The sequence below is a fragment of the Desemzia sp. C1 genome (assembly GCF_020882875.1).
Lineage (GTDB): Bacteria > Bacillota > Bacilli > Lactobacillales > Carnobacteriaceae > Desemzia > Desemzia incerta.
In genome coordinates this window covers 1,910,207-1,934,972 of sequence record NZ_JAJIZP010000003.1, presented here as the reverse complement: position 1 = coordinate 1,934,972, position 24,766 = coordinate 1,910,207, and the positions used below count along the sequence as shown (strand labels likewise).

General features: G+C 38.7%; 21 protein-coding genes and 1 pseudogene. All 22 read right to left on the bottom strand.

Features of this window, described 5'->3' with window-relative positions:
• Positions 1-153 precede the first annotated feature (153 nt).
• Positions 154-1,296 carry a DNA polymerase IV gene (gene dinB, locus LMF32_RS09860; protein WP_188204414.1) on the bottom strand — a complete coding sequence of 381 codons (1,143 nt, stop codon included), beginning with the start codon at positions 1,294-1,296 and terminating at the stop codon, positions 154-156.
• A gap of 89 nt (positions 1,297-1,385) precedes the next feature.
• Positions 1,386-1,661 (bottom strand): post-transcriptional regulator, encoded by a 276-nt coding sequence (locus LMF32_RS09855; RefSeq protein WP_092479899.1) that lies wholly within the window; start codon positions 1,659-1,661, stop codon positions 1,386-1,388.
• Positions 1,662-1,858: 197 nt separating this feature from the next.
• Complete coding sequence (gene yajC, locus LMF32_RS09850) at positions 1,859-2,188, bottom strand: preprotein translocase subunit YajC (protein WP_092479768.1); 330 nt, start codon at positions 2,186-2,188, stop codon at positions 1,859-1,861.
• A 90-nt stretch (positions 2,189-2,278) separates the two neighbouring features.
• Entirely contained in the window at positions 2,279-3,424 is a 1,146-nt protein-coding gene (gene tgt / locus LMF32_RS09845) for a tRNA guanosine(34) transglycosylase Tgt (RefSeq protein WP_092479769.1), read from the bottom strand.
• A 35-nt stretch (positions 3,425-3,459) separates the two neighbouring features.
• Positions 3,460-4,065, bottom strand: a complete 606-nt coding sequence (locus LMF32_RS09840) for a TetR/AcrR family transcriptional regulator (protein WP_230524640.1) — start codon at positions 4,063-4,065, stop codon at positions 3,460-3,462.
• Positions 4,066-4,572: 507 nt separating this feature from the next.
• Positions 4,573-5,604: a tRNA preQ1(34) S-adenosylmethionine ribosyltransferase-isomerase QueA gene (gene queA, locus LMF32_RS09835; RefSeq protein ID WP_092479771.1), complete on the bottom strand. Its 1,032-nt coding sequence runs from the start codon at positions 5,602-5,604 to the stop codon at positions 4,573-4,575.
• A 16-nt stretch (positions 5,605-5,620) separates the two neighbouring features.
• Positions 5,621-6,637 (bottom strand): Holliday junction branch migration DNA helicase RuvB, encoded by a 1,017-nt coding sequence (gene ruvB, locus LMF32_RS09830; protein ID WP_230524639.1) that lies wholly within the window; start codon positions 6,635-6,637, stop codon positions 5,621-5,623.
• 24 nt (positions 6,638-6,661) lie between these two features.
• Positions 6,662-7,267 carry a Holliday junction branch migration protein RuvA gene (ruvA, locus tag LMF32_RS09825; protein WP_092479773.1) on the bottom strand — a complete coding sequence of 202 codons (606 nt, stop codon included), beginning with the start codon at positions 7,265-7,267 and terminating at the stop codon, positions 6,662-6,664.
• A 255-nt stretch (positions 7,268-7,522) separates the two neighbouring features.
• Positions 7,523-8,932, bottom strand: a complete 1,410-nt coding sequence (locus LMF32_RS09820) for an ISLre2 family transposase (protein WP_230524638.1) — start codon at positions 8,930-8,932, stop codon at positions 7,523-7,525.
• Positions 8,933-9,157: 225 nt separating this feature from the next.
• Positions 9,158-9,595: a peptide-methionine (R)-S-oxide reductase MsrB gene (gene msrB / locus LMF32_RS09815; RefSeq protein WP_092479774.1), complete on the bottom strand. Its 438-nt coding sequence runs from the start codon at positions 9,593-9,595 to the stop codon at positions 9,158-9,160.
• Between the two features lie 101 nt (positions 9,596-9,696).
• Positions 9,697-10,218 carry a DUF3592 domain-containing protein gene (locus LMF32_RS09810; RefSeq protein WP_230524637.1) on the bottom strand — a complete coding sequence of 174 codons (522 nt, stop codon included), beginning with the start codon at positions 10,216-10,218 and terminating at the stop codon, positions 9,697-9,699.
• 31 nt (positions 10,219-10,249) lie between these two features.
• Positions 10,250-10,645, bottom strand: a complete 396-nt coding sequence (locus LMF32_RS09805; protein WP_230524636.1) for a hypothetical protein — start codon at positions 10,643-10,645, stop codon at positions 10,250-10,252.
• A 53-nt stretch (positions 10,646-10,698) separates the two neighbouring features.
• Entirely contained in the window at positions 10,699-12,672 is a 1,974-nt protein-coding gene (mutL, locus tag LMF32_RS09800; protein ID WP_230524635.1) for a DNA mismatch repair endonuclease MutL, read from the bottom strand.
• A gap of 17 nt (positions 12,673-12,689) precedes the next feature.
• Positions 12,690-15,332, bottom strand: coding sequence for a DNA mismatch repair protein MutS (mutS, locus tag LMF32_RS09795; protein WP_230524634.1), 2,643 nt, complete (start codon positions 15,330-15,332; stop codon positions 12,690-12,692).
• A gap of 43 nt (positions 15,333-15,375) precedes the next feature.
• Entirely contained in the window at positions 15,376-16,182 is an 807-nt protein-coding gene (locus tag LMF32_RS09790) for a TIGR00282 family metallophosphoesterase (protein ID WP_230524633.1), read from the bottom strand.
• Between the two features lie 208 nt (positions 16,183-16,390).
• Positions 16,391-17,679 (bottom strand): annotated as a pseudogene (gene ltrA, locus LMF32_RS09785) (group II intron reverse transcriptase/maturase).
• A gap of 533 nt (positions 17,680-18,212) precedes the next feature.
• On the bottom strand, positions 18,213-19,772 hold the full coding sequence (gene rny, locus LMF32_RS09780) for a ribonuclease Y (RefSeq protein WP_188204405.1): 1,560 nt from the start codon (positions 19,770-19,772) through the stop codon (positions 18,213-18,215).
• 320 nt (positions 19,773-20,092) lie between these two features.
• Positions 20,093-20,986, bottom strand: a complete 894-nt coding sequence (locus LMF32_RS09775) for an IS3 family transposase (RefSeq protein ID WP_230525109.1) — start codon at positions 20,984-20,986, stop codon at positions 20,093-20,095.
• A gap of 11 nt (positions 20,987-20,997) precedes the next feature.
• Positions 20,998-21,318: a transposase gene (locus tag LMF32_RS09770; protein ID WP_188205508.1), complete on the bottom strand. Its 321-nt coding sequence runs from the start codon at positions 21,316-21,318 to the stop codon at positions 20,998-21,000.
• A 237-nt stretch (positions 21,319-21,555) separates the two neighbouring features.
• On the bottom strand, positions 21,556-22,623 hold the full coding sequence (recA, locus tag LMF32_RS09765; protein WP_092479781.1) for a recombinase RecA: 1,068 nt from the start codon (positions 22,621-22,623) through the stop codon (positions 21,556-21,558).
• A gap of 138 nt (positions 22,624-22,761) precedes the next feature.
• Entirely contained in the window at positions 22,762-24,021 is a 1,260-nt protein-coding gene (locus LMF32_RS09760) for a competence/damage-inducible protein A (protein WP_230524632.1), read from the bottom strand.
• A 140-nt stretch (positions 24,022-24,161) separates the two neighbouring features.
• Positions 24,162-24,743 carry a CDP-diacylglycerol--glycerol-3-phosphate 3-phosphatidyltransferase gene (gene pgsA, locus LMF32_RS09755; RefSeq protein ID WP_188204402.1) on the bottom strand — a complete coding sequence of 194 codons (582 nt, stop codon included), beginning with the start codon at positions 24,741-24,743 and terminating at the stop codon, positions 24,162-24,164.
• Positions 24,744-24,766 lie beyond the last annotated feature (23 nt).

Below are 24,766 nucleotides of genomic sequence, written 5' to 3'. Positions count from 1 at the left end.
ACAGATTTCAACTAACTGTATCATTTTTTTTATTATACCATTCAATGGTAGTAAAAACTAGAAAGGTCTTTAGAAGAATACAAACAAAAAAAACCTTGATAAGGGATCACAGTCAAGAAGAAAAAGTTCATTCTTCTTTTGTCATCCTTTGTCTCAAGGTCTTTTAGAATCATTCTCTTGTTCCCATAATGGCAATACAATATTTTCGAAAGTAATAGGGTCTAGATTGGTGATGGTCACTCCCAGTAAACGAACTTCATTTTCAATTTTTCCAATCTCATACCACATACTTTCGGCGTAAAAGAATATATCTTTTTCGTTCATCAGATAATTCGGCAGTGTCATTCGTTTCGTAATCGTTTCAAAGTCTGCATATCGAATTTTTAACACGACTGTTTTACCGTGCTTTTGATGACTGATGAGAGATTCATAGACTTTCATTGACAGTCTTCTCAATTCAGCAATGACTTCCTCGTCTGTTCGCAGCACTTGGTTGTACGTATACTCTCTGCCGATTGATTTTCTTTCTCGACTAACTCGTACAGGAGCATCATCGATTCCGCGAACTTTTCGGTACAACGAGTACCCCATTCTTCCAAAATAATGAATCAGTGCCATTTGGTCTAACTGATACAAATCTTCTCCAGTAAAAATCTTTAATTCATGCATTCGTTCAACGGTCTTTTTCCCTACTCCATAGAACTTTTCTATTGGAAGGTTTTTTAAAAAATCTAACGCCTCATCCGGCGGAATAACCGTAGTACCAGAAGGTTTTCGGTAATCTGAAGCTAATTTGGCAATAAATTTATTGTATGAAACGCCAGCTGAACAAGTTAAACGAACTTCATTCCAAACTTCATATTGGATTCTTTTGGCTAAGAAAGTTGCGCTTTTCATATCTATTTTATTTTGTGTCACGTCCAAATAGGCTTCATCAAGAGACAATGGTTCAATCATATCCGTATACCGCTTAAATATTTCTCGCACTTGAGCAGATATTTCTCGATAGAGATCGAAATTCCCAGGTATGAATATTCCATTGGGGCAAAGCTCATAAGCCTTTTGAGAACTCATTGCAGAATGCACACCATATTTACGAGCTTCGTAATTGGCAGTAGCCACTACCCCTTTACCGCCAGTTTCTTTTGGGTGTCGTGCAATGATAACTGGCTGCCCTTTCAATCTAGGATTTTCTCGTTCCTCCACAGAAGCATAAAAGGCGTCCATATCTATATGAATGATTTTTCTTGACGTATCGCGCTGAGGTTCATCAAAATGCAAGATTCCTATGTCCATCCTTCAATACTCCTTTCTACGTTATTCGTTCCTTTAAAGCAATTAGATAACAAAAAATCCGACCATTTTTGATCGGACCTGTTTATGTTTTAAAAGAAAGCATTTAAATCCATTTCTTCTAAAGAAGACACTTTTACTTGTGCTTCCAGAGATGCAAAATCTAAATAATGATTGGGCTGGATAGCCATGATCTGCTGTACACAAGCATGATAATGCTCTGGCTGCTTTCTTTTCCAGCAAAATTTTACTAAGTAGTTCCATAAATCTTCAACCTTGATTTCTGGGTAACCTAAGTAGTCCAATTCTTTTGCTTTTAATTTTAACCACGGTTCATACTGAGAAAACTGACTTTCAGTATCCATCATTATCATTCTACACCTCATTTCTACACTTCCAAGGACTATTTTTTTGTGATTCTTCTATAATTTATTTTACTTTTTTTTGCCATAAAATCAATCTATATCAAAAAATGAGACGTAGATACGAAAAAGAAAAGGAAAGGCATTATACCTTTCCTGATCTTGATATATCGTGTATCAAATTAGTCTGTAATAAATCAGTATTACATTTCGTTTGAATCTGTATTTGTAGGAGTGTTGTCTCCTAAAACATCTACGGCATCTGTCGTTGCAGAAGTCACTACACGAGCGATAGCGCGTCTTTCAAAAGTCAAGAAAATGCCTTCACAGTCAATAACAACTGTTTTTTCAGCTTCTCTTACTTCATCGATGAGTCCATGCAAACCGCCGATAGTCACAACTGCGTCTCCTTTTTTCAAAGAACTCAGCATGCTTTGTGTTTTTTCTTGTGCCTTTTTTTGTGGGCGAATCATCATGAAGTACATCAATAACATGATTAACGCAAAAGGAAGCAAACTAAAAATAAATTCCATTCGTTTCACTCCTAAACATTGATAAAATAGATTTTACCTTATTTTTCACTACTAACTGTACCATAAAATCAGCGAGTAATACTATGCCTTTTAAAAGTTTTTTGCATCTGGTTTGTTGTATCCATACTCTTCCATAAAGGCTTCTCTATATTCCAATAAGTTATCATCAAGAATCGCTTGACGGATGTTGCGCATGACTTCCAGTAAGAAGTATAAGTTGTGGTAGCTTGTTAGACGCAATCCGAATGTTTCATCTGATTTGAATAAATGACGAATGTACGCTCTTGAATAATTACGACAAGTATAGCAATTACATTGATCATCTATTGGTCCAAAGTCGCGTTCATACTTGGCATTCTTAACGACCAAGCGTCCTTTATGGGTCATACAAGTACCGTTACGTGCAATACGAGTCGGCAGCACACAGTCAAACATGTCTACCCCATTGATGACGCCATCGAAAAATGAATCCGGTGTTCCTACTCCCATTAGATAACGAGGTTTGTTTTCCGGGATCAACGGTGTTGTGAACTCTAGAACACGATTCATTTCTGCTTTAGGTTCCCCAACTGAAAGACCTCCAATAGAATATCCTGGGAAATCCATTGCTACTAAATCACGAGCACTTTGTTCTCTTAGATCTTTGAATCCTGCACCTTGGATGATGCCGAATAGTCCTTGTCTGTCAGGATTAGCATGTGCTTTTAATCCGCGTTCTGCCCATCTTGAAGTACGAGCTACAGATTTTTTCACGTAATCATAACTTTCATCAAATGGCGGACACTCATCAAAACTCATCATAATATCTGGACCTAATTTATTTTGGATATTGATCGCTTTTTCTGGAGATAAAAACATTTTTGATCCGTTTAAATGGTTTCTAAAATGAACGCCTTCTTCTTCAATACGTCTCATATCCGATAATGAAAACACTTGGAATCCGCCTGAATCCGTTAAGATTCCTTTATCCCAATTCATGAATTTGTGTAATCCGCCTGCTTCTTCAACGATGTCTTCTCCTGGTCGTAACCATAAATGATACGTGTTGCTTAAGATAATAGACGCGCCCATTTCTTCCAACTCTTCAGGGGCAATACTTTTTACAGTTGCTAATGTTCCTACTGGCATGAACATAGGTGTTGGGAATGTTCCATGTGGAGTAATGATTTCTCCTAGACGAGCTCCTGTACGTTTATCTTTTTTAATCAATCGATATTTGATAGCTGGTTCTGACATTTCTTATTTCCTACTTTCTCTCATATCTCTATTTATTATGAAAGCATTTTTAGCATCATTTCAATAATATCATCTAAACCTACATTGCTTTCGTTTGTATGTTCCATATATTCTCTTCTTACATTATCCATCAATAAACTTAAAGTCGCCGCATTGAAAATATACACAATAGTCTCGTATTCCTGTTCGCTGATCTTGTGTTCTGAAGAAAAAGATTTTAATTTCTTGCACAAGGAATTTTTGACATAGTCTTCTTTATAATTCGAAATAGATTTCATATTTTCATTACCGACTTCTTTAACTGTTCCGATAACGATCGTACGATGACGATTGTACATTTCGACAATAAAGCGTCCTGCTTTTCTCATTAAATCTTCTGTGTTGTCAAAATCGAGACTGAAAAATTCATCTACTTCATTTGTAATTTGAGCGGTATGTTGTTTATACGCTGTATCGATCAGTAGCTGCTTTGAGGTGAAATTTTTGAAAATCGTCGTTTCGTTTACTCCAGCCTGATCTGCAATTTTTTTGGTGGTCGTGCTTTTATAGCCAACATGCGATATTAAATCCAATGCTGCATCAACGATTTTTTGTTGAGTTTTAGTTAATTTATTAATATCGATGGGATGTAGTTCTTTCACTTCAAAAGCCTCCATATCTTATCAGCTTATCTTTATGTAAAAATGCTGACTCAATGCTATATATTATCATACTTTGATTTTTAACTAAAGTACATTTGGTATTTTTCGTTTTTAACTGACTAAAAAAATGTCAAAATTTGTTAATAAGCGAGGTATTAAACTAGCAAACGCTTTCAAGTTGTGTTATTCTATAAGTGGGAAGAGGAATGCAACATGGAAGATAGAGTTAGATGTTTAGTTTAACAGCTTTTGGAACATTCTTTTTGAACAACTGATTTTCAGATTTAAGAAAAGATCGATTCGAATACCAGTTTTGGAACACAGATTATGAAGGTGTTTAAAAAAATTTCTACAATGAGCAAAGTGCATGAACCGAAAAACTTTTAGATTAACCGAACCAATGTTTAACATGAGTATTTAAAACTTGATTCAACACCCTCTATCTTCCTAATTCCTCTGTAAACCAATAGAAGTTGGCCGTATCATCAGCCAACTTCTATTTTTGTTTTATTTTACGAACATAGCATCTCCAAAGCTGAAGAATCGGTATTTTTCATTAACCGCATGCTCATAGGCAGAAAGGACATGATCTCTTCCGGCAAAAGCACTAACTAACATCACTAATGTTGATTTAGGCAAATGGAAGTTGGTAGAGAAAGCTTCTACTACTTTAAATTGGTAGCCCGGAGCAATAAAGATATCTGTCCAACCACTGTCTGCTTTGATTTCTCCATCAAATTTCGTACCGATCGTTTCGAGTGTTCGAATAGAAGTCGTCCCAACGGCTACGATTCTCCCTCCATTAGCTCGTACTTGATTTAATTTGTCTGCTGCTTCTTGAGTTAAACGATAAAACTCTGCATGCATTTTATGTTCTTCAATATTGTCTACGCTGACTGGTCTGAAAGTACCTAGTCCAACGTGCAATGTCAAGAAGACCAATTCGACACCTTTAGCTTTGATTTGTTCCAACAACTCAGGAGTGAAATGCAATCCGGCGGTAGGTGCAGCTGCAGAACCATTTTCTTTTGCATAGACTGTTTGATAGCGTTCTTTATCTTCCAGTTTTTCTTTAATGTACGGCGGTAAAGGCATTTCACCTAAAGATTCCAATACTTCCAAGAAAATCCCTTCGTAAGAAAATTCTACGATTCGACCTCCATGTTCTAATTCTTCTTTTACTTCTGCTTTCAGTCGGCCGTCTCCAAAATGGATGATTGTCCCTTTTTTAGCTTTTTTAGCAGATTTGATCAACGTTTCCCATTGATCTCCTTCGATATTTTTCAGTAATAACACTTCTAAATGTCCGCCAGTATCCGGTTTGACTCCATATAAACGTGCAGGAAGCACTCTTGTATCATTCATAACAAGAGCGTCCCCTGGGTTCAACTCATCTATGATAGAAGTAAAATGAGTATCTTTCATCTTTCCGGTTTCTTTGTCCAACACCAATAATTTCGAGCTTGAACGATCAGCTAACGGCGTTTGTGCAATCAATTCTTCCGGTAAATCAAAATCAAAATCTTCTGTTGTTAACATCTTCATTTCTCCTAATCTAGTTTTCTGTGGCAGGTAAAGGATAGCCTAAGTGCTCGTATCCTACAGCAGTGACTATTCTACCGCGCGGAGTTCTCTGAATCAACCCATTTTGCAATAAGAACGGCTCGACCATATCTTCGATTGTTTCAATCTCTTCGCTGATATTTGCAGCAATCGTTGATAATCCTACAGGACCTCCGTTATAACTCTCAATCATCATTCTTAATAATTTTTGGTCGACGATGTCTAAACCTTTATCATCGACTTGCAGCATGGTGAGAGCAGAGTGTGCGGTATCTTTTGTGACAACTCCGTCTGCTTGGACTTGAGCATAATCACGAACACGTTTCAACAAACGATTAGCTACACGAGGTGTTCCTCTCGAACGTCGGGCAATTTCTACAGCTCCACTCTCTTCAATGTGGGTTTCAAAGATATCTGCTGACCGCAAAACGATATCAGTCAAGTCTTTCACCGAATAGTACTCCATATGAGAGACGATTCCGAATCGATCGCGTAAGGGTGCTGATAATTGTCCTGCTCGTGTCGTAGCTCCTACCAATGTAAATGGCGGTAATGGAAAATGCACAGGATGTGCAGTTGGACCTTCGCCTACAATAATGTCTATAAAATAATCTTCCATCGCAGAATACAAAACTTCCTCTACTACTTTCGGCAAACGATGGATTTCATCGATAAACAACACATCTCCCGCTTCTAAATCATTCAACAGTGCTACCAGATCACCAGATTTCTCGATTGCAGGTCCGCTGGTCGTTCGGATGTTGACGCCCAGTTCATTGGCTATGACCATCGCCATTGTTGTTTTACCAAGTCCTGGTGGTCCATACAACAATACATGGTCTAATGCTTCTTCTCTCAATTTAGCCGCTTCAATATAGATAGACAACTCTTTTTTGACAAGATGCTGTCCAATATACTGTCTTAAGTATTGGGGACGTAGTGATTTCTCAACCATTTCTTCTTGGACACCTTCAATATCACCAGAAATAATCCGTTCCTCATAAGTCATATGCACTCACCTCTTTCTATAGACTTATTTTTTCATCATTAATTTTAAGGCTTCACGCAAGTAAGCATCTGTTGTATCATGCTGGATTTTTTCTAATTCTCCTGATACTTTTTTGATCTCTCGAGCAGAATACCCTAAAACTTTTAACGCTTCTAATGCTTCTGTGATATGGACATTTCCTTCTACGCTGTCAAACGTCAAAGCCGTTCCTTGAGCCCATTCGACATCGAGATCACCTAATTTCCCTTTCAAATCCAATACGATTTGAGAAGCCGTTTTTTTGCCTACTCCCGGGAATTTAGTTAAATAGTTGGCATCATTGTGTTCAATAGCTTGAACCAATCCCGAATGGTCTTCGTTCGCTAAGATAGCCAATGCACTCTTTGGACCAATACCAGATACATTCAATAATTTTAGGTACAGCTTTTTTTCATTTAGATCTTTAAAGCCGTACAACGTGATATCATCCTCACGAACAGCTTGATACACGTATATCAGCACTTCTTCATTCATTTTAGTGGAAAAGCGATACGGATTTGCTGAATGGATTTGATAACCCATCCCTTGATTTTCTACTACTACATAGGCTGGACTAACATACGTCAGTATGCCTTTTATGTATTCATACATAAGTTAATTTCTCCTATCCATTCTTTCGATAAAAACAGCACACTTGTTCCCTTTATTCTAGCACAATCTGATTTAAATCACCAATACACCTTTAATAAGGTTTGTGTCAAGTTTTTCTCGAGCGTCCTATTACTCCGCTAGTTTAGGCACTCTATTTTTGTACACTTGTCAGCTACCGCACGGCTCCGCCGCTTGCTGGCCCATCTTTTGGAAGAACGTTCCTAAAACCAGGAACCTTCTCCCAAAAGACAGGAATTAACGAAAACTTTTGATTAATTGTCCTATTGCCGATGAATGAGAGGCATATAATGGAATCGTCCCATTCTTTGCACCAACTGATTGCCGTGTTTTCTCATGCAATAACGACGATAAACGAACCGTTTGTTTCAACTTGCGTTGTTGCCGAGTACTTCTATTTTGCTGATGAAGATAGGCTTCGCGTAAGGTGTGATTGAACATGCCTTGTTTTACTTTTACCATAGCTTCACAGCCTTCTGCGCTCCAATGCATCCCACGTTTTTTCATTCGAAAAGAAATATGCCGTTGATTCGACTCCATTGCGCCTAAACCTCTTGCGTCCTTCGGCACTTGTTCTGCTTTTTCACGCCAGTCGAAAATCCGATCCCAATTCCGTAATACGTATGTTCTGAACGTATTCAATTTTTCCACTGCCGGTGTCTCGTCTAATGTACTTTCATACGTATCCAACCAAATAGTTAATTCATCTAAATCATGCGTTTTTAATGCTTGACGGACATGCTGTTTAAAAACGTTAGTTTGCGATCCAAACGCGCGGTTTAAGCCTTGGAAGACATGATAAGAGTCTAGTTGATTTAAAACAGGATAGTTCGATTGAGAAAAAGCTTCTTGGAATTTGTCTGCGGTATACCCTTGTCCACCGTCACTATTGGTAATGATTTGAGCTTGCTGTAAGGCATAATGATTCGCTGTAAAAGCTTGGACTTCTGCCCAAAAACCAGCGGTTTTTTTAGTCGTCATGATGGCTTTAGGTTCTTTTAAAGAAACGCGCTTTCCGTTTTTCTCCCAGCCTTCGTAAAGGATGGCATGACGAACTTCTAAGCTTTTTTTCTTTTCTGTCCCACGTACAAAAACCCCATCCGCTTCGGCGTAAAAATAGTCCACCTTTTTTCCTTCGGGCAACTCCGTGGCTTCTTCTAGTTCCAATACATTTTCTTCATCCTCACGTGATTGTGCTGCTCCAACGCGTTTAAGAAGACTGCCGACTGTTTGATGACTCAGCGTAATGGCCGTCCATTCGTTTAGAATAGCTGCGGTATCTCGATAAGTAGCTTTACTCACCAACTCTGCCACTTTTACTTCTACTAGTGGGCTATGGCGTTGATATTTTCGAATGCCTAACCATTCATCTAGTGGATAATGGTTCTGATTATTAGTATCCACCATTAGCGTACGCCGGTACCGAACGGGACCGAAAATAAATTGAACCGTTTTCCAATCTGCTCGTTTTACTTTCCAACCTTCACGTTGTTTTTCCTCTTTGATCACTTCGTTGAAGTTCGACAAAATCTGACCCATTAACTGAGCGAACACATCATACATATAGCCTTGAATCGCTTCTTCTGTTTCTATTAAGTTGCTTGAATCCTTTATTATTTGATAAACCTTTGATATAATCTTATCCATAAGAAGGCCTCTTTCATTTATGTATTTGCCCTGCAAAGCATACATTTATGATAAAGTGCCTTCTTTCTTTTTTCCAGTAAAATTATTGGCTCTCGAGAACTATTTTACACATACTTTAATAAGATAAAACCAAAATTGTCAGTAATATTCGTATCAGCATAATTTACCAGAGAACAAAAAAAGCTGTCTCACAAGAGAGACAGCTTTTTCCTACTTTTGATGAGGTTAAGCAAATAGCTTACGGTATTCTGCATAGCCTTCTTCTTCTAATTTTTCAACCGGCACAAAACGCATAGCTGCTGAATTGATGCAGTAACGTAATCCTCCAGCTTCTGTTGGTCCATCTGGAAATACGTGTCCTAAATGAGAGTCCGCTTCTTTGCTGCGCACTTCGATTCTGCGCATGCCGTAACGTGTATCCATTTTTTCAATGACATCTTTCGTTTCAATTGGTTTAGTAAATGAAGGCCATCCACAACCCGCATCGTATTTATCATTAGATGAGAATAGTGGTTCGCCACTTACTACATCTACATAAATTCCATCTTCATAAAAATCATCGTATTCGCCTGTAAAAGGTCTTTCTGTTCCTTCATTTTGAGTGACTTCAAATTGTTCTGGAGTCAAGCGTTGCTTCAATTCTTCTTCTGAATATTTTGCCATTCTATTTCACTCCATCCTTGCTTTCTTGTAACAGTGTGCTTTTCACTTACTATTAGTATATATCATGCATCGAATTTTTTCAATGAATTGGATTAGCCTAATTATCCAATAGAAGTAAAGACAACATACAGTATCAGTCCTACTAGAATAGAACTCGCACCCGACAACATTAAAATCATCGGCATAAGACTTTTTGGTTTGCGATGAACATAGTTTTCTTTTGGATTCAACTCATTGTAATAAACCTCTAAGGAAGAACCAATAGGGAAAAGAGATTCTAAGGGATTTCGAGACATCATGCTGTTTCGTTTTACGTGCAGCGTTTGGTCAAATTTATCTCCCGTTACTTCAGTTTCCCCATAAAGATTACTCGACTTTACCGCGATTGCTCGATAAATCAAACGCGCTTTATAGGGGGTGCCTTTGTGTTCAAAACGTACAATAGGGAAATATAATCCATTGCCTCTAGCGTCGAATCCCGTTACTTCGCCTTCTGTTTTTCGAGTGCAACGATCCAGTTTGTTTTCAGTTCTTTTTTTGATTGCGTAACCTATAATAATCATTGCCAATCCTGAAACACTTAATATTCCTAACATCAATAATCCTACTGCTGCATCATCCATCAACTTTCTCCTGCCTTTTTACCATATCGTGTTACGTCTTTTTCACAAATTGTGTCCCACAAGAAGGACACGTGATCCTTATTTTGTTTTTGCCTTTAGGAACACGTACTTTTTGTTTACACGAAGGACAACGATAATACCGATATTGTTTTCGTTGTTTTACTTCATTTGGTATCTTTTTGATACGAGTTAAAAACTTTCTTTTTTTCTGCAAATAAAGCTGGTTTTCTCTCCAGCGCTTCGCAGGTTTGTTAGACAGCACTCTTACATAAGCATAGATCAACGTCCCTAAACCTAAAAAAGTAAATACTGAAAATGAAGTGATGTTCGCTAACAAAACCAATACCAAACTTATAATCACTAAGAATTTTGAATAATTGTCTATTCCATATCTGCCTTGCATGAAGCGATTGATTTTTTCTTTCATCTGTTAGTCGGTGCTAACTGCACCTGAAATCCCCTTTCGTCCTTCATCTTTTTTTAATGAGGATCTTGTATCCGTTTGAACATTTTTTCCATATCTTTATTGCCAAAATGAATGATCACTGGTCTTCCGTGCGGACAATTATATGGATTCTCCGTATAGCCTAAATCTCTTAGTAGTTGCCGAGCTTCTTGATCATTCAAATAATGATTAGCTTTGATCGATTGCTTGCAGCTCATCATGATAGCTGTAGCTTCTCTAAACTTCGCTACTGAAACTGACCCGCTTTCTAAAAGAAGGTCGATCATCTCTCGTACGATTTTTTCTTCCTCTCCAGAAGTGAACCAAATTGGGTGTCTTCGAAGCAAAAAGCTGTTTTGTCCAAAAGGCTCTAAATAGATGCCTACTTTTTCTAAAGCCTCTTTATTTTCCTGAATTTTTAAGGCATCACTATTTGGATAATCCAACATAATCGGCACTAGCAATTCCTGCAGATCCGAGCTGACTTCGCCAATTTTTTTACGGAAATATTCATACTTGATGCGCTCTTGTGCTGCATGTTGATCTAGAATATACAAACCATTCTCGTTTTGAGCGAATAAATAAGTCCCATGCATTTGACCAATATACTCTAATGACGGCAACTGCTTTACTTCCTCTTCTTCTGCCAGCATTTTTTCGGCTGCTTTGATATGCGACTCTTGATGCAGCTCGATCAATTCACTGGAAACATCCTGTTCAAAAACCGACGTAGAATCCATCTCAGCAACTTCTCTGGAAAGTGAAGCCTTATTCAATTCCGTATCTTCGCTTACGTAAAAATTCGTTTTTCCAGCCTTTTCTATTCCTTCTTCAGTAAGATGAACAGAACCGGATGTTTCCTCATCAAGTCGACTTTCTTTTTCTGATCTAACCCAAGAGGAAGATTCTTTTATTTCATCTGTCCGATCTTCAGTCATATCTAATCGGATCTGCTCGGCCTTATCAGTCGATTTATTGAATTTGTTTTTAAAGCCTAAATTCTCTAAGGCATCCGGAATCAGTTGTACTTTACTTAAAGACTGTCGAATGGCTTCTGTCAATAGATCCATCAGCTCTTTTTCATTGCTGATCCGAACTTCTTGTTTTGTCGGGTGGACATTCACATCTACTAACAAAGGGTCCATATCGATCGTAATGGCCGCAATCGGAAAACGTCCTACCATCAATTTTGAACCGTAACCCTCAATAATAGCTTTGTTCAATAGGTAATTTTTAATGTACCGACCGTTTACCATAATGGACAAGTAGTTTCGGCTGGCCCTGGTTACTTCCGGTAAAGATATATAGCCGCCTATTTTGAAATCTAAATTTTCATTTGCGATCGGGCGCATTTTTTTAGCGGTTTGTACGCCGTATATTCCAGCTAGTGTCTGACGCAAGTCTCCATTGCCGACTGTCCTCAGCATTTGATTGTCATCGTGAACTAATCGAAAAGCAATATCAGGATGACTCATAGCTAGACGGTTGATCATATCTCCTATATTAGCCAACTCTGTTTGTAGGGACTTGACATACTTTAACCGAGCAGGTGTATTGAAAAATAAATTCTCAACGGTGATTTTTGATCCCTTACGAGCATCACTTGATCGTTGTTCGATTATTTTCCCGCCTTTTAAATGCAAGTAAGTACCCTTTTCCTTGCCTGTAGAAGTTTCTAGAGTCACTTCTGAGACAGAAGCAATACTAGGCAAAGCTTCTCCTCTAAACCCCAATGTCCGAATACGGAATAAATCATCTCTTGAATGGATTTTACTTGTGGCATGCCGCTTAAATGCTTTTTCCGCTTCTGAAGAAGGGATTCCATCCCCGTTATCGATCACTTGGATTTTTCTTAATCCTGCTTCTTCAATACGGATATCGATTTGGGTGCTATGAGCATCGATGGCATTTTCCACCAGTTCTTTCACAACTGACGCCGGTCTTTCAATAACTTCGCCCGCTGCGATCTGGTTGGCAAGCATTTCTGAAAGTTCTTCAATTTTAGCCACTTATCCCATCTCCTTTATTATGATTCTTTATTCTGTAACTTCTGTTGCAGACGGTTCAATTCATTAATGGCTTCTAATGGCGTAAGAGTCAATAAATTGATATTTTTCAACAACTGAATAACTTCTTTCTCTTGAGGATCTTCTAAACTGAACAGCGATATCTGCTGCTCTGCAGTACTTTCTACCGGGGCTTTTTTTGTTTTAAGCGCAGTCGACTGAATTTTTGGTGTGTTTTCTGCAACTGACTCCGCCATTTCCTGCACTACTGGTTTTTGTTGTTCCAATTTTTTCAAAATCGTTGCTGCTTTTTCCAGCAATTCTTCCGGCAACCCTGCTAGTTTTGCTACTTGGATTCCATAACTTTTATCCGATGGGCCAGGAAGCATTTTATGCAGAAAGACCAATTCGCCTTCTTCTTCGATAGCTCCTACATGACAATTCTTCAACTGTTCCAACTCTTGTTCTAGAGCAGTCAGTTCATGATAATGAGTCGAAAACAATGTCTTAGCATGAACATGCTGATGAATGTATTCAATAATCGCTTCTGCTAAAGCCATTCCATCATACGTTGCCGTTCCGCGCCCGATTTCATCAAATAAAATCAAGCTGTCCTTTGTGGCATAGGTCAAAGCTTGGTTAGCTTCCATCATTTCCACCATAAAGGTACTTTGACCAGAAATTAAATCATCTGCAGCACCAATACGTGTAAAAATTTTATCAAATACAGGCAGTTTGGCTTTATTAGCCGGTACGAAACAGCCTATCTGTGCCATGATCACTGTTAATGCTAACTGACGCATGTAGGTACTCTTACCGGACATATTGGGTCCTGTGATCAGCATGATCTGCGTATCTTTATCCATTTCAACGTCATTTGGTACATAGATTTGCTGCCCCAGAACCTTTTCCACTACCGGATGTCTGCCATCAATCAATTCAATTTCTTGACTGCCTTTTTCCATCAATGGACGAACATAATGGTATTTCTCACTCACTGTAGCAAAACTTTGCAATACATCCACAGTAGCCACAGCTTTAGCCAAGTTTTGCAACCGTTCAATGGAATTTTTGACCGTTTCTCTGATTTCAGCAAACAATTCATATTCTAAAGCCGTAGATTTGTCTTCTGCCTCTAAAATGATCGCTTCTTTTTCTTTCAGTTCAGGAGTGATGAACCGCTCTGCATTAGAAAGGGTTTGTTTCCTCTCATATCTTCCTTCAGGCAAATGAACCAAGTTTGCTCGAGTAATTTCGATATAATAACCGAATACTTTATTGTATCCAATTTTTAAGGTATTGATTCCAGTTTTCACTCTTTCTTCTGCTTCCATACTAGCAATCCACTGCTTGCTGTTTTTCATGGCGTCCCGGTACTCATCCAACTTAGCATTGTATCCGTCTTTAATGATACCACCATCTTTGATGGCAATAGGCGGCTCATCATGAATGGCTGTTTCAATCAAGTCGCTGACTTCTGCTACAGGATCTAATTGCTTCAACAAGCTGGTCCATTCTTCGTTCTCGTTCATCCCTTGGATTAAATTGTTTAAAAGGGGGATTTGATTTAATGAAGTTTTTAGTTGGATCAAGTCGCGTCCATTCACGTTTCCAAAAGCGATTCTTCCAGCAAGTCTTTCTAAATCATAAACTTTCGTTAACACTTCGTTTAAATCACTGCGTTCGAAAAAGTGGTTCAGCAGGTTCTCTACTATACGCTGTCTAGCTTCGATTTTCTCTTTATGAACTAAAGGACGGTTGATCCATTGCTTTAACAGACGTCCTCCCATTGCTGTCTTCGTTTCATCCAACAGCCACAACAACGTTCCTTTTTTTTGTCCATCTCGAATAGAACTAGTCAGCTCCAAATTTTGTTTAGAATAATGATCCATCTTCAAATAATGAGAAGGCGTATATTCTTCAGCTGTCTGCAGATGATCCAAACTTCTTTTTTGTGTCTCTGACAAATAAGATAACAATAAATTCAGCACAAAACGCTTATTCTTTGACTCTACGCTTCCCAACAAATGAATCAATGGTTCGGCTGACTCAACCGTTTTTTGAGTCGAGATCAATATTCCCAACTTAGTATTCAATTCTGCTTGTTCTTCAATCGATTCGCCTTCCATGAAGACAGTTTCTTTCGTTTTAAGACTGATCAATTCACTGATTAATTCTTCTTTCGTGTCTATTTGAGTAACCTTCAACTCTCCTGTACTCAAATCCACATAAGCTAAGTGATAATGATTGGTTTCATCAATAAACAAAGCGGTCAAATAGTTATTGCTTTTTCCATCTTGGCTCTTCAGATCCATAGCTGTCCCTGGAGTCACTACTTGAACTACTTCACGTTTAACCATCCCTTTAGTTGTCTTAGGATCTTCTACCTGTTCACAAATAGCTACTTTATATCCTTTTTCGATCAACGTATCGATATACCCTTGCGCTGCATGATAAGGCACTCCACACATCGGTATAGGGTCTTCAGCATTTTTATTTCGACTTGTCAAAGTTACTTCCAATACTTGTGAAGCTTTTACAGCATCTTCATTGAACATTTCATAAAAATCGCCTAAACGATAAAAAAGAAACGCGTCTGGATATTGTGCTTTGATGTTCAAATATTGCTCCATCATTGGGGTATGTTTTGTTTTTTGCGGCATGTGTACTGATTCCCCCTATTTTCTTTTCATTCTATCTTAAAATTTAACGATCCAACCCAAAAGGACGATCTTCATTAATCATAATGGGTTCGATTTTTTTTGCTTTTCCTGTTTGGTCATCTATTTCAATATAACACGCAGATAACATTTGTCGTCCCTCTTTAGGTACTTCGAATCGTGTCGGCATTTGCGTTAAAAATTTGCGCAATACTTGTTCTTTCTTCATTCCCAAAACGGCATCATAAGGGCCTGTCATACCTGTATCAGTCAAATAAGCCGTTCCTTCCGGCAATATACGAGCGTCATTTGTTTGTACATGCGTGTGTGTTCCAACCATAGCAGATACTCGTCCATCTAGATACCATCCCATAGCTTGTTTTTCGCTAGTTGTTTCCGCATGGAAATCCACAAAAATATGATCTGTCCGCTCTTTAGCTATTTCAATCAGCTCGTCAACTTTTCTAAAGGGATCGTCTACATCATTCATAAAAACTCTTCCATGAAGGTTGATGACCGCCAATTCTTGAGTATTCACTTTTACGAAGGTCATTCCCTCTCCCGGGACCATACCTTCGGGATAATTAGCTGGACGAATCATTTTTTTGGCATCGTCGATAAATTCAAATATCTCTCGATTATCCCACGTATGGTTCCCCATGGTAACCACATCTACGCCATCTTGTAAAAATCCTTTGTATATTTTTTCTGTGATACCGCGACCAGACGCTGCATTTTCGCCATTTAAAATGGTTACTTGCGGTTTATAGATTTTTTTTATTTTTGGCAGGTACTCGTGAACCATCTCTCTTCCAAGTGAACCTACAACATCTCCAACAAAAATCAACCTCATTAAAAATCCTCTTCTCTCGTATCTTATGTATTATAAGATTACTCATATACTAGTTTGTATTTTATTTTCTATCCCTCTAATTTTAACAAGAATTACCTTGAAAAGAAAGGCTCTCTAAGAGCAATAATCGAGTAGGAGATAAATAATTAATTTATTTATCGTCCTCTCACACCACCGTACGTACCGTTCGGTATACGGCGGTTCAATTTCATATAACATGCTTTTGTTTTAAATAGTAACTATCTGGAGATACTAGACCTTTGAAGGCTAGTATCTTATTGGTTACTGTGGTTGTCATAACCCAGGACAGGGCTATTCGGGCAGTTCCTTTGGAACTGTGGCTATTCATGTAGGCGTTGTAGTCGCTCATCCCTAGTTTAGTGAGGGCTCTTCTTCGATTTTTGGCTGTTTTCCATTGGTGCCAGATACACATCCTCAGTCGATAACGAAGATGACTCGCTATTTTCTTGAGTTTTGTGTGCATATTTCCTATTTTGAAATAGTTCACCCATCCTCTGATGACTTGATTCAATTTAACGATGCGGTAAGCCATATCAATGCCCCAGCTTTTCTTGCTTAGCTGATGAAGCTTATATTTAAACGTCTCGATTGATATGGCATGAGGCTTTGCTTGATAGCCTTTATCTGCTTTCGACCAATAGAATCCAAATCCCAAGAATTTAAAGGTTGGGTCATTAGGTTTAATGATTTTCGATTTACTCGTGTTCACAGTTAAACCCAGAGTTTCCTCAATATATCGTGTAACCGAACGCATTACGCGCCTTGCTGCGAATTCGCTCTTAACGAGGATAATGCAGTCATCTGCGTATCGCACGAAGTGTAGACCTCTTCTCTCTAGTTCTTGGTCGAGTTCATTTAAGAGGATATTACTCAATAATGGCGAGAGGTTTCCCCTTGGGGAGTGCCAACTGGACTTTCCTCATATTCTCCGTTTACCATAATGCCACTCACGAGATATTTCCGAATCAATGATATCACATCACCATCGGTTATTTTCCGAGAAACTAGATTCATCAGTCGATCATGGTTAACAGTGTCAAAGAACTTCTCTAAATCAATGTCGACAATCCAGTGATAACCTTCGTTCATATCTCTTAGCCCTTGCGCTATAGCCATATGGGCGTTGCGGTTTGGACGGAATCCATAACTACTGTTGTGGAAGTGTTCGTCAAAAATGGGTGTGAGAACTTGTGCAATCGCTTGTTGAATAACTCGGTCAATCACTGTCGGTATACCCAGTAGTCTGACCCCACCCGATGGTTTAGGTATTTCTACTCTTCTGACAGGTTTAGGTTGATAGTGACGTTGACGAATAGTCTGAATAAGCTCTTCTTTGTGCTGACGAAGATATTCTTTAGCCTCTTCGATAGACATACCGTCAATGCCTGCGGCACCTTTATTCCGTTCCACTTGTCGAGAGGCTTCGTTTAAATTATTTCTGGATAGGATTCTATCCAGTGTCCTGTTTTCCTGCATGCTTGTTACTCCTTTTCTGCTCTCGTAAGGCAGCTATCTACTTTTACGCTGTCGTAGCCAATAGTCTTTGGCGGCCTCCAATAAAGATGTTTGTAACGATAAAATTGTTCGGTCCTTCGCTCTTTCTAGCTTTCACTAGCTGTCTTCACTACTACGACCTCTGCTGACTTCTCATGAGTCAAGCACTTATCACTAAGTGTATTTGGTATAACGTCATGAGACCTCCCCAGTTAAGGTGCGAACTCTTTCACTCCATCTATCTGCCACATTTATGCTTCGAGTTAGGACAGTTATCGGACTTTAGCTTCTTTCGCAGCCTTATCCACTCGACTCACCTCTTATGTGATTTCTGTTCGTCAGACCAGAGTTTTGCCTTAGGCTTCCTTCAGATTCCACCTCACGGTGGACACCCTTGCCGTCAGCTATATGCTTACCACTGTCAGGTCGCATTCGGGACTTGCACCCGTTAGAGTTCGCCCATGCTGGGCGAACGAAAAAAGGAGCAGGAATGCATCCCGCTCCTTTTAATTTTTTTATTTTGCGTACTCAACAGCTCTTGTTTCTCGAATCACCGTTATCTTGATGTGTCCAGGATAATCTAATTCTTCTTCGATCTGCTTACGCACTTCACGCGCTAGAGTTACAGCCGTCAAATCATCCACAACTTCTGGTTTGACCATGATTCTGACTTCACGTCCAGCTTGAATAGCATAACTTTGTTCCACACCGTCAAAATCTTTCGCAATAGATTCTAACTTCTCAAGTCTATGGATGTAGTGCTCCAATGATTCGCTCCTTGCACCTGGTCTAGCGGCAGATAGGGCATCTGCTGCAGCTACCAATACAGAAATTACGGATGTTGCTTCGATATCTCCGTGATGAGAAGCTATAGCATTGATCACTGTATCATTTTCTTTGTACTTACGGGCAATCTCTGCCCCAATCTCTACGTGAGAACCTTCTACTTCATGATCTAAGGCTTTACCTATATCATGCAATAATCCAGCTCTTTTAGCCAATGTGATATCTTCTCCTAATTCGGCAGCCATGACACCAGCTAATTTAGCTACTTCTAGAGAATGCGATAACGCATTTTGACCATAACTTGTTCTAAACTGCAAACGACCGACAATTTTGATCAAATCAGGATGTAACGAATGAACCCCTACATCAAATGTAGCTTTTTCACCAATTTCACGGATATGGTCATCCATTTCTTTACGAGATTTTTCAACCATTTCCTCAATACGTGCTGGGTGAATTCTGCCATCTTGAATCAATTTTTCTAAAGTCATTTTTGCAATTTCTCTACGAATTGGATCAAATCCGCTAAGTACAACAGCATTAGGCGTATCATCGATAATTAAATCCATACCTGTTAATGATTCAATGGTACGAATGTTTCGACCTTCGCGTCCAATGATGCGGCCTTTCATATCATCATTCGGCAATGTCACAACAGAAACTGTTGTTTCAGACACTTGATCAGCAGCACTACGTTGAATAGCTGCAGCGATTAAATTCTTCGCTCTGCGATCTGCTTCTTTCTTAGCTTCATCTTCAAGATTCTTAATCATTACAGCTGTTTCATTAGACAATTCTTCTCGAGTCTCCGCCATAATAATTTCTTTGGCTTCTTCTCTGGTAAGAGCTGCAATACGCTCTAGTGTTTCTTGTTGATCCGTAATCAGATCTTTTGCCTTTTGCTCTAAATCGTTAATTTGTTGTTGTCTCGAACTTAGTCGATTCTCGTTCGCTTCAATATCGCGTTCACGTTTCTCCAACCCGCTACTTTTTCGATCGAGTTTATCTTCTCGTTGAACTAATCGATTCTCTTGTCTAGAGATTTCTGCTCTTCGCTCTTTCAGTTCAGCTTCAATTTCAGTTCTATATCTGTGGCTCTCATCCTTCGCTTCTAACAACGCTTCCTTTTTCATGGTTTCTGCTTCTTTATTTGCATTCTCCAAAATACCAGTTGCAGTGTTTCTAGCATCATCCAATTCTTTTTCGTAAGTTGTTTTGCGGATGATGTATCCAACAAACAGACCGACAACTAAAGTAACGATAGCGAAGGCTATACTTAAAAAGTCCAATTTAACACCTCCGTATCCATTATTTAATTTGTCTTCATCATTTTCATTTCACCAGCAAATCCCTATTTTTTTTGCTGAATTTATATCTATTTAAACTATATTTTAATAGATAACCTAATTTTAATTGTAGAAAGTTGACATGTCAACTCAAATCAAGAAATGCGGGGTAATTCTTATTCACATATCTAATTAAATAGTCAATTTTTATCCATTTGTTTCGTTTTATTGGACCTCTGTCAAGAAAATGGACACCAAAATAGTCAAAAATTTATATAAAAAGACTAGACACAAGCCATTAAAAAAAACAGTAATCTATTTAATCAAACGCTTTGAAGAGAAGGAATAGTCGCTTCAAGAACGATTTTAGGTTGTTGACGTTCATATTGATTAGGCGAAAGATAGTTGTTGGAGGAATGCCGTCTTTTTTCATTGTAGAATGCAGAAATATACCAGTTTATGGTTTGGATTGCCTCAGCTTTTGTTTTAAACTTTTTGCGATAAACCAATTCTTTTTTCAATGTCGCAAAAAACGATTCACTGCACGCATTGTCATAGGGATTGCCTGTTCGGCTCATACTGCCAACAGCTTCAAAAGCTTCCAAAGCTTTTCGATATTCTTTTGAAGCGTACTGACTACCTCGATCAGAATGGTGAATCAAACCTTTTCCTGGTTTGCGCAAGTCAACGGCCATTTTAAGTGCCCTTAAGGGCACTTCCGTCCGCATATGGTCTGCGATGTGCCAGCCTACTACTTTACGCGAATACAAATCTAAAATAGCGGCTAAATAAATCCAGCCTTCCCAGGTCCAAACATAGGTCATGTCCGTTACCCACACTTCATTTGGCTGATTGGTCTCAAAATCTTGGTGAAGAAGATTTTCAAAAATAGGTTGAGAATGATTAGAATCTGTTGTAATCATAAAGGGTTCACTTGGAATGGCGCGTAAGCCCATTTCGCTCATATAGCGGCCAACTGTCTTTTCAGAAACAAAATAGCCGTTGGCTGCTAGGTCTTTATGGATACGTGGAGCGCCATAAGTACCGAAGCTTTCATGAAAAAATTGGAAGATTTTTTGTCTGACTTTTTGACGATACAATTGATTTTCAGTGAGTTCTTTTTGCTTCATCTTTAGCCAATTGTAATAACCACTTCTTGAAACTTCAAGTACTTCGCACATCCTCACTACCGAAAATTCATCCTGGAAGTCTTCAATGAACTGAAACTTTATTCCCGGTTTTTCGTGAAGACATGCATGGCTTTTTTTAAGATTTCATTTTCCTCTGCGAGCTTCTCTATTTCTTTTTCTCGTTCCTTTATTTCTTTTTTATAATCTGAAGGAGTTTTATACTTATCTGATTCAGTAACGTCTTGTTTTTTGTGGTCTTTTTGTTGCCAATCTTCTTGGTTTTTATATTCTCGAATCCAACCACGTAAAGTGCCGTAAGGCAGACCTAATTCACGGGAGAGTTCCTTCATTTTTCGGTTTTCTTCCACAACCATTCGGCAGACATATTCTTTATATTTTGAATCATACAATTTTGGCATACTGAACACATCCTTTAGTTTATAGTTTCATTGTACTGAAAAAGTGTCCTTAAACCAGTGTCCAGTATTTAGACTACCTTAATTATAAAAATTTACTGTGACTCTAAAAGAGTTATTCCTTTACAAACATCCTATTCTATTGTCCTCTGAATGCAAAGAAACATCCATAGGAACGAATACATGATTCGCTCCTATGGATGTTAGATAACAATTTTAGTTGTATAAAGATTCACTGAATTAATCTTCTAATAACTCAATTTCTTCGCTTTCCGTTACGTCGTCATTAGATGCTGTGTTTTTCTCAGCAGGTACATATTCACCAAAGCCGTATGCAGCACGAACTTGTTGTTCTACTTCCGCTCTTAGTTCTGGATGATCAAGGAAGTATTGTTTCGCATTTTCGCGACCTTGTCCAATTCTTTGATCCCCATAAGAATACCATGCTCCTGCTTTATCAATAATTTCTTTTTCGGCTGCCAAGTCTACCAACTCGCCTACTTGAGAAACTCCTTTTCCATACATAATATCTACTTCTGCAACTTTGAATGGAGGTGCAACTTTGTTTTTTACCACTTTGATACGAGTACGGTTACCCAAGATATCTTGGCCTTGTTTAATTTGTTCAGCTCTTCTAACATCCAATCGAATAGTACTGTAGAATTTCAATGCTCTACCACCTGGAGTTGTTTCCGGATTTCCGAACATGATTCCGATTTTTTCACGGATTTGGTTGATAAAAATAACCGTTGTTTTAGTTTTGTTGATTGACCCGGATAATTTACGCAATGCTTGAGACATCAAGCGAGCTTGCAATCCCATGTGAGAATCTCCCATCTCACCTTCAATTTCCGCTCTCGGTACTAAAGCTGCTACAGAGTCGACGATCACAATATCAACAGCTCCACTAGAAACTAGTGCATCTGCGATTTCTAATCCTTGTTCACCTGTATCTGGTTGAGATAGTAATAATTCGTCGATGTTTACACCTAAAGCTGCTGCATACTGAGGATCCAATGCGTTTTCTGCATCGATAAACGCTGCTGTCCCACCCGCTTTTTGTGCTTCAGCAACAGCGTGCAAGGCTACAGTTGTTTTACCTGAGCTCTCTGGTCCATAGATCTCAATAATTCTACCTTTAGGATAGCCGCCTACACCTAGAGCAACGTCTAAAGACAATGATCCGGAAGAAACAGTAGAAATTTGTGTATCTACTTTATCTCCCATTTTCATTACTGAACCTTTTCCATAATTTTTCTCGATTTTTTTCAACGCTGCGTCTAATGCTTTTTTACGATCTTCTGACATGTAATGTCCTCCTTGATATCTTTTTATCTTTAGAATTTAATTTTTTTAAGGGGTTATCAGTTATTTGCTACTCCAATAATTATACCTTTTTAAAGAAAAATAAGCAAGGAAAAAGCGAACAAACATTCGGTTAATTTGTTATTTTTTCCGACTAGGCAACTCTAATAATAAACGCCGAACAAGGTCAAAACCAGTCAGAACGGATCGCTTTCTATTGCCATTGCGGTCTTTTCCAAAATGATAATAATAAGTTTGAGTTTCTCTGCCGGTAACAGCCAGACCGATCCATACGATTCCTGCTTTATCTCCGTCAACTTCTTTAGGACCTGCATATCCACTAAATGAAATTCCGATATCCGCATCAAACATTTCTTTTACTTTGTCTGCCATCTCTTCAGCGCACTCAGAACTAACCACTCCATATTGCTCAATGGTTTCCTCTGATACCCCTAAAACACTTTCTTTGATTCCTTCACTATAAGACACCAGTCCGCCTATAAAATTTAAACTCAATCCAGGGATATTTACCAATGAACTTTGGAACAGTCCACCTGTTAAGCTTTCTGCAGCAGTTAATCGATAATCTTTATTCACTAGCAAATCGCGTACGACTTGAGCTAACGAAGTTTCACTGCCAACCCCGTAAATATAATCCCCCACAATATCACGCACTTGTTTTTCCATTTGATCAATCAATTGGTTGCACTGATCTTGGTCTTGTCCTTTAGCAGTGATACGAATGGATACTTCGTTTTCTTCTGCATACGTGGCAATGGTAGGATTGGTTTGAGTGTCGATGATCGTTTCTAGTTGTGCGGCTAACTGGGACTCGCCGATTCCAAATAAGCGCAACACTCGAGACACTAGTTGGTCACTATCTTCTGTCAACTTAGCCAGAATAGGTCGCACTTCATTGTCAAACATTGGTTGAAGTTCATTAGGGGGACCAGGTAAGAGAATGTATTTTTTCCCCTCATGTTCTACGTACATTCCTGCCGCTAACCCAGTCTCATTTTTCAAGACTGTAGCTCCTTCAATAACCACCGCTTGCAAACGGTTGTTTTCAGACATTTCTCTTTCCATGTCTGCATGGTATTGAACAACTTTTTGCTCCGTAGCTTTATCCACAGCTAACGGCAATCCTAAATGATCTGCCAATACTTGTTTTGTCATGTCGTCTTGAGTAGGTCCTAATCCTCCAGAAAAAATCAAGATATCTGCTCTTTCTTCAGCTATTTTTACAGCTTCTCGCATTCGCTTATCGTTATCACCCACTACAGTGTGGTTGAAAACATCGATCCCTAACAAAGCCAATTCTTTGGATAAGTAACTCGCATTGCTGTTTACGATTTGTCCTAATAATAATTCAGTTCCGACTGCAATAATTTCAGCGTTCATATACCGTTTTCTCCTCTCTAAACTTACTGTACGCATTGGAGCTTTTACATTGTTAATTTTATCATACTTCTTCAAATAACATATAAAAGAAGCTGCAGTGAAACACGATGGTTTCACTGCAGCTTCTTTTATCTATTTGTTTACATCGAACCTTTGAATACTTGACTATTTTTGATGAAGTAATCTGCTCCAGAATAAATCGTAAAGAACAAACAGATATACAGCATTACAGTACCTATAGAGAATGGTAAAAATCCGAACGGAAAGTCATTCAACAATAAAAAGATGATCGCAAACATTTGCGTATTGGTTTTTATTTTGCCCGGCCAAGCAGCAGCTAATACGGTGCCGCCTTGCTCGACAAGAAGCAGACGTAAGCCCGTTACAGCTAATTCTCGCATAATAATCACGGCTACTACCCAAGATGGTGCCAAGTTCTGTCCTACTAAAACGATCATAGCGGTAGCGACTAGTAATTTGTCCGCTAAAGGATCAGCAAACTTCCCAAAATTGGTGACTAAATTTCTTTTGCGCGCTATTTGACCATCCAACCAATCTGTCAAACTGGCTACAACAAAAATAATTGTTCCTACCAATTGCGTCGTTTCAATAGTTGAACCTAAAACTGTTAATTCTCCCCAATTCAAGGGAGCTAAAACCACCAGCATAAAAACTGGAATCAAAATAATCCGAATGACGGTTAATTTATTTGGTAAATTCAAGAAAGACCCTCCTTAAAACAGCA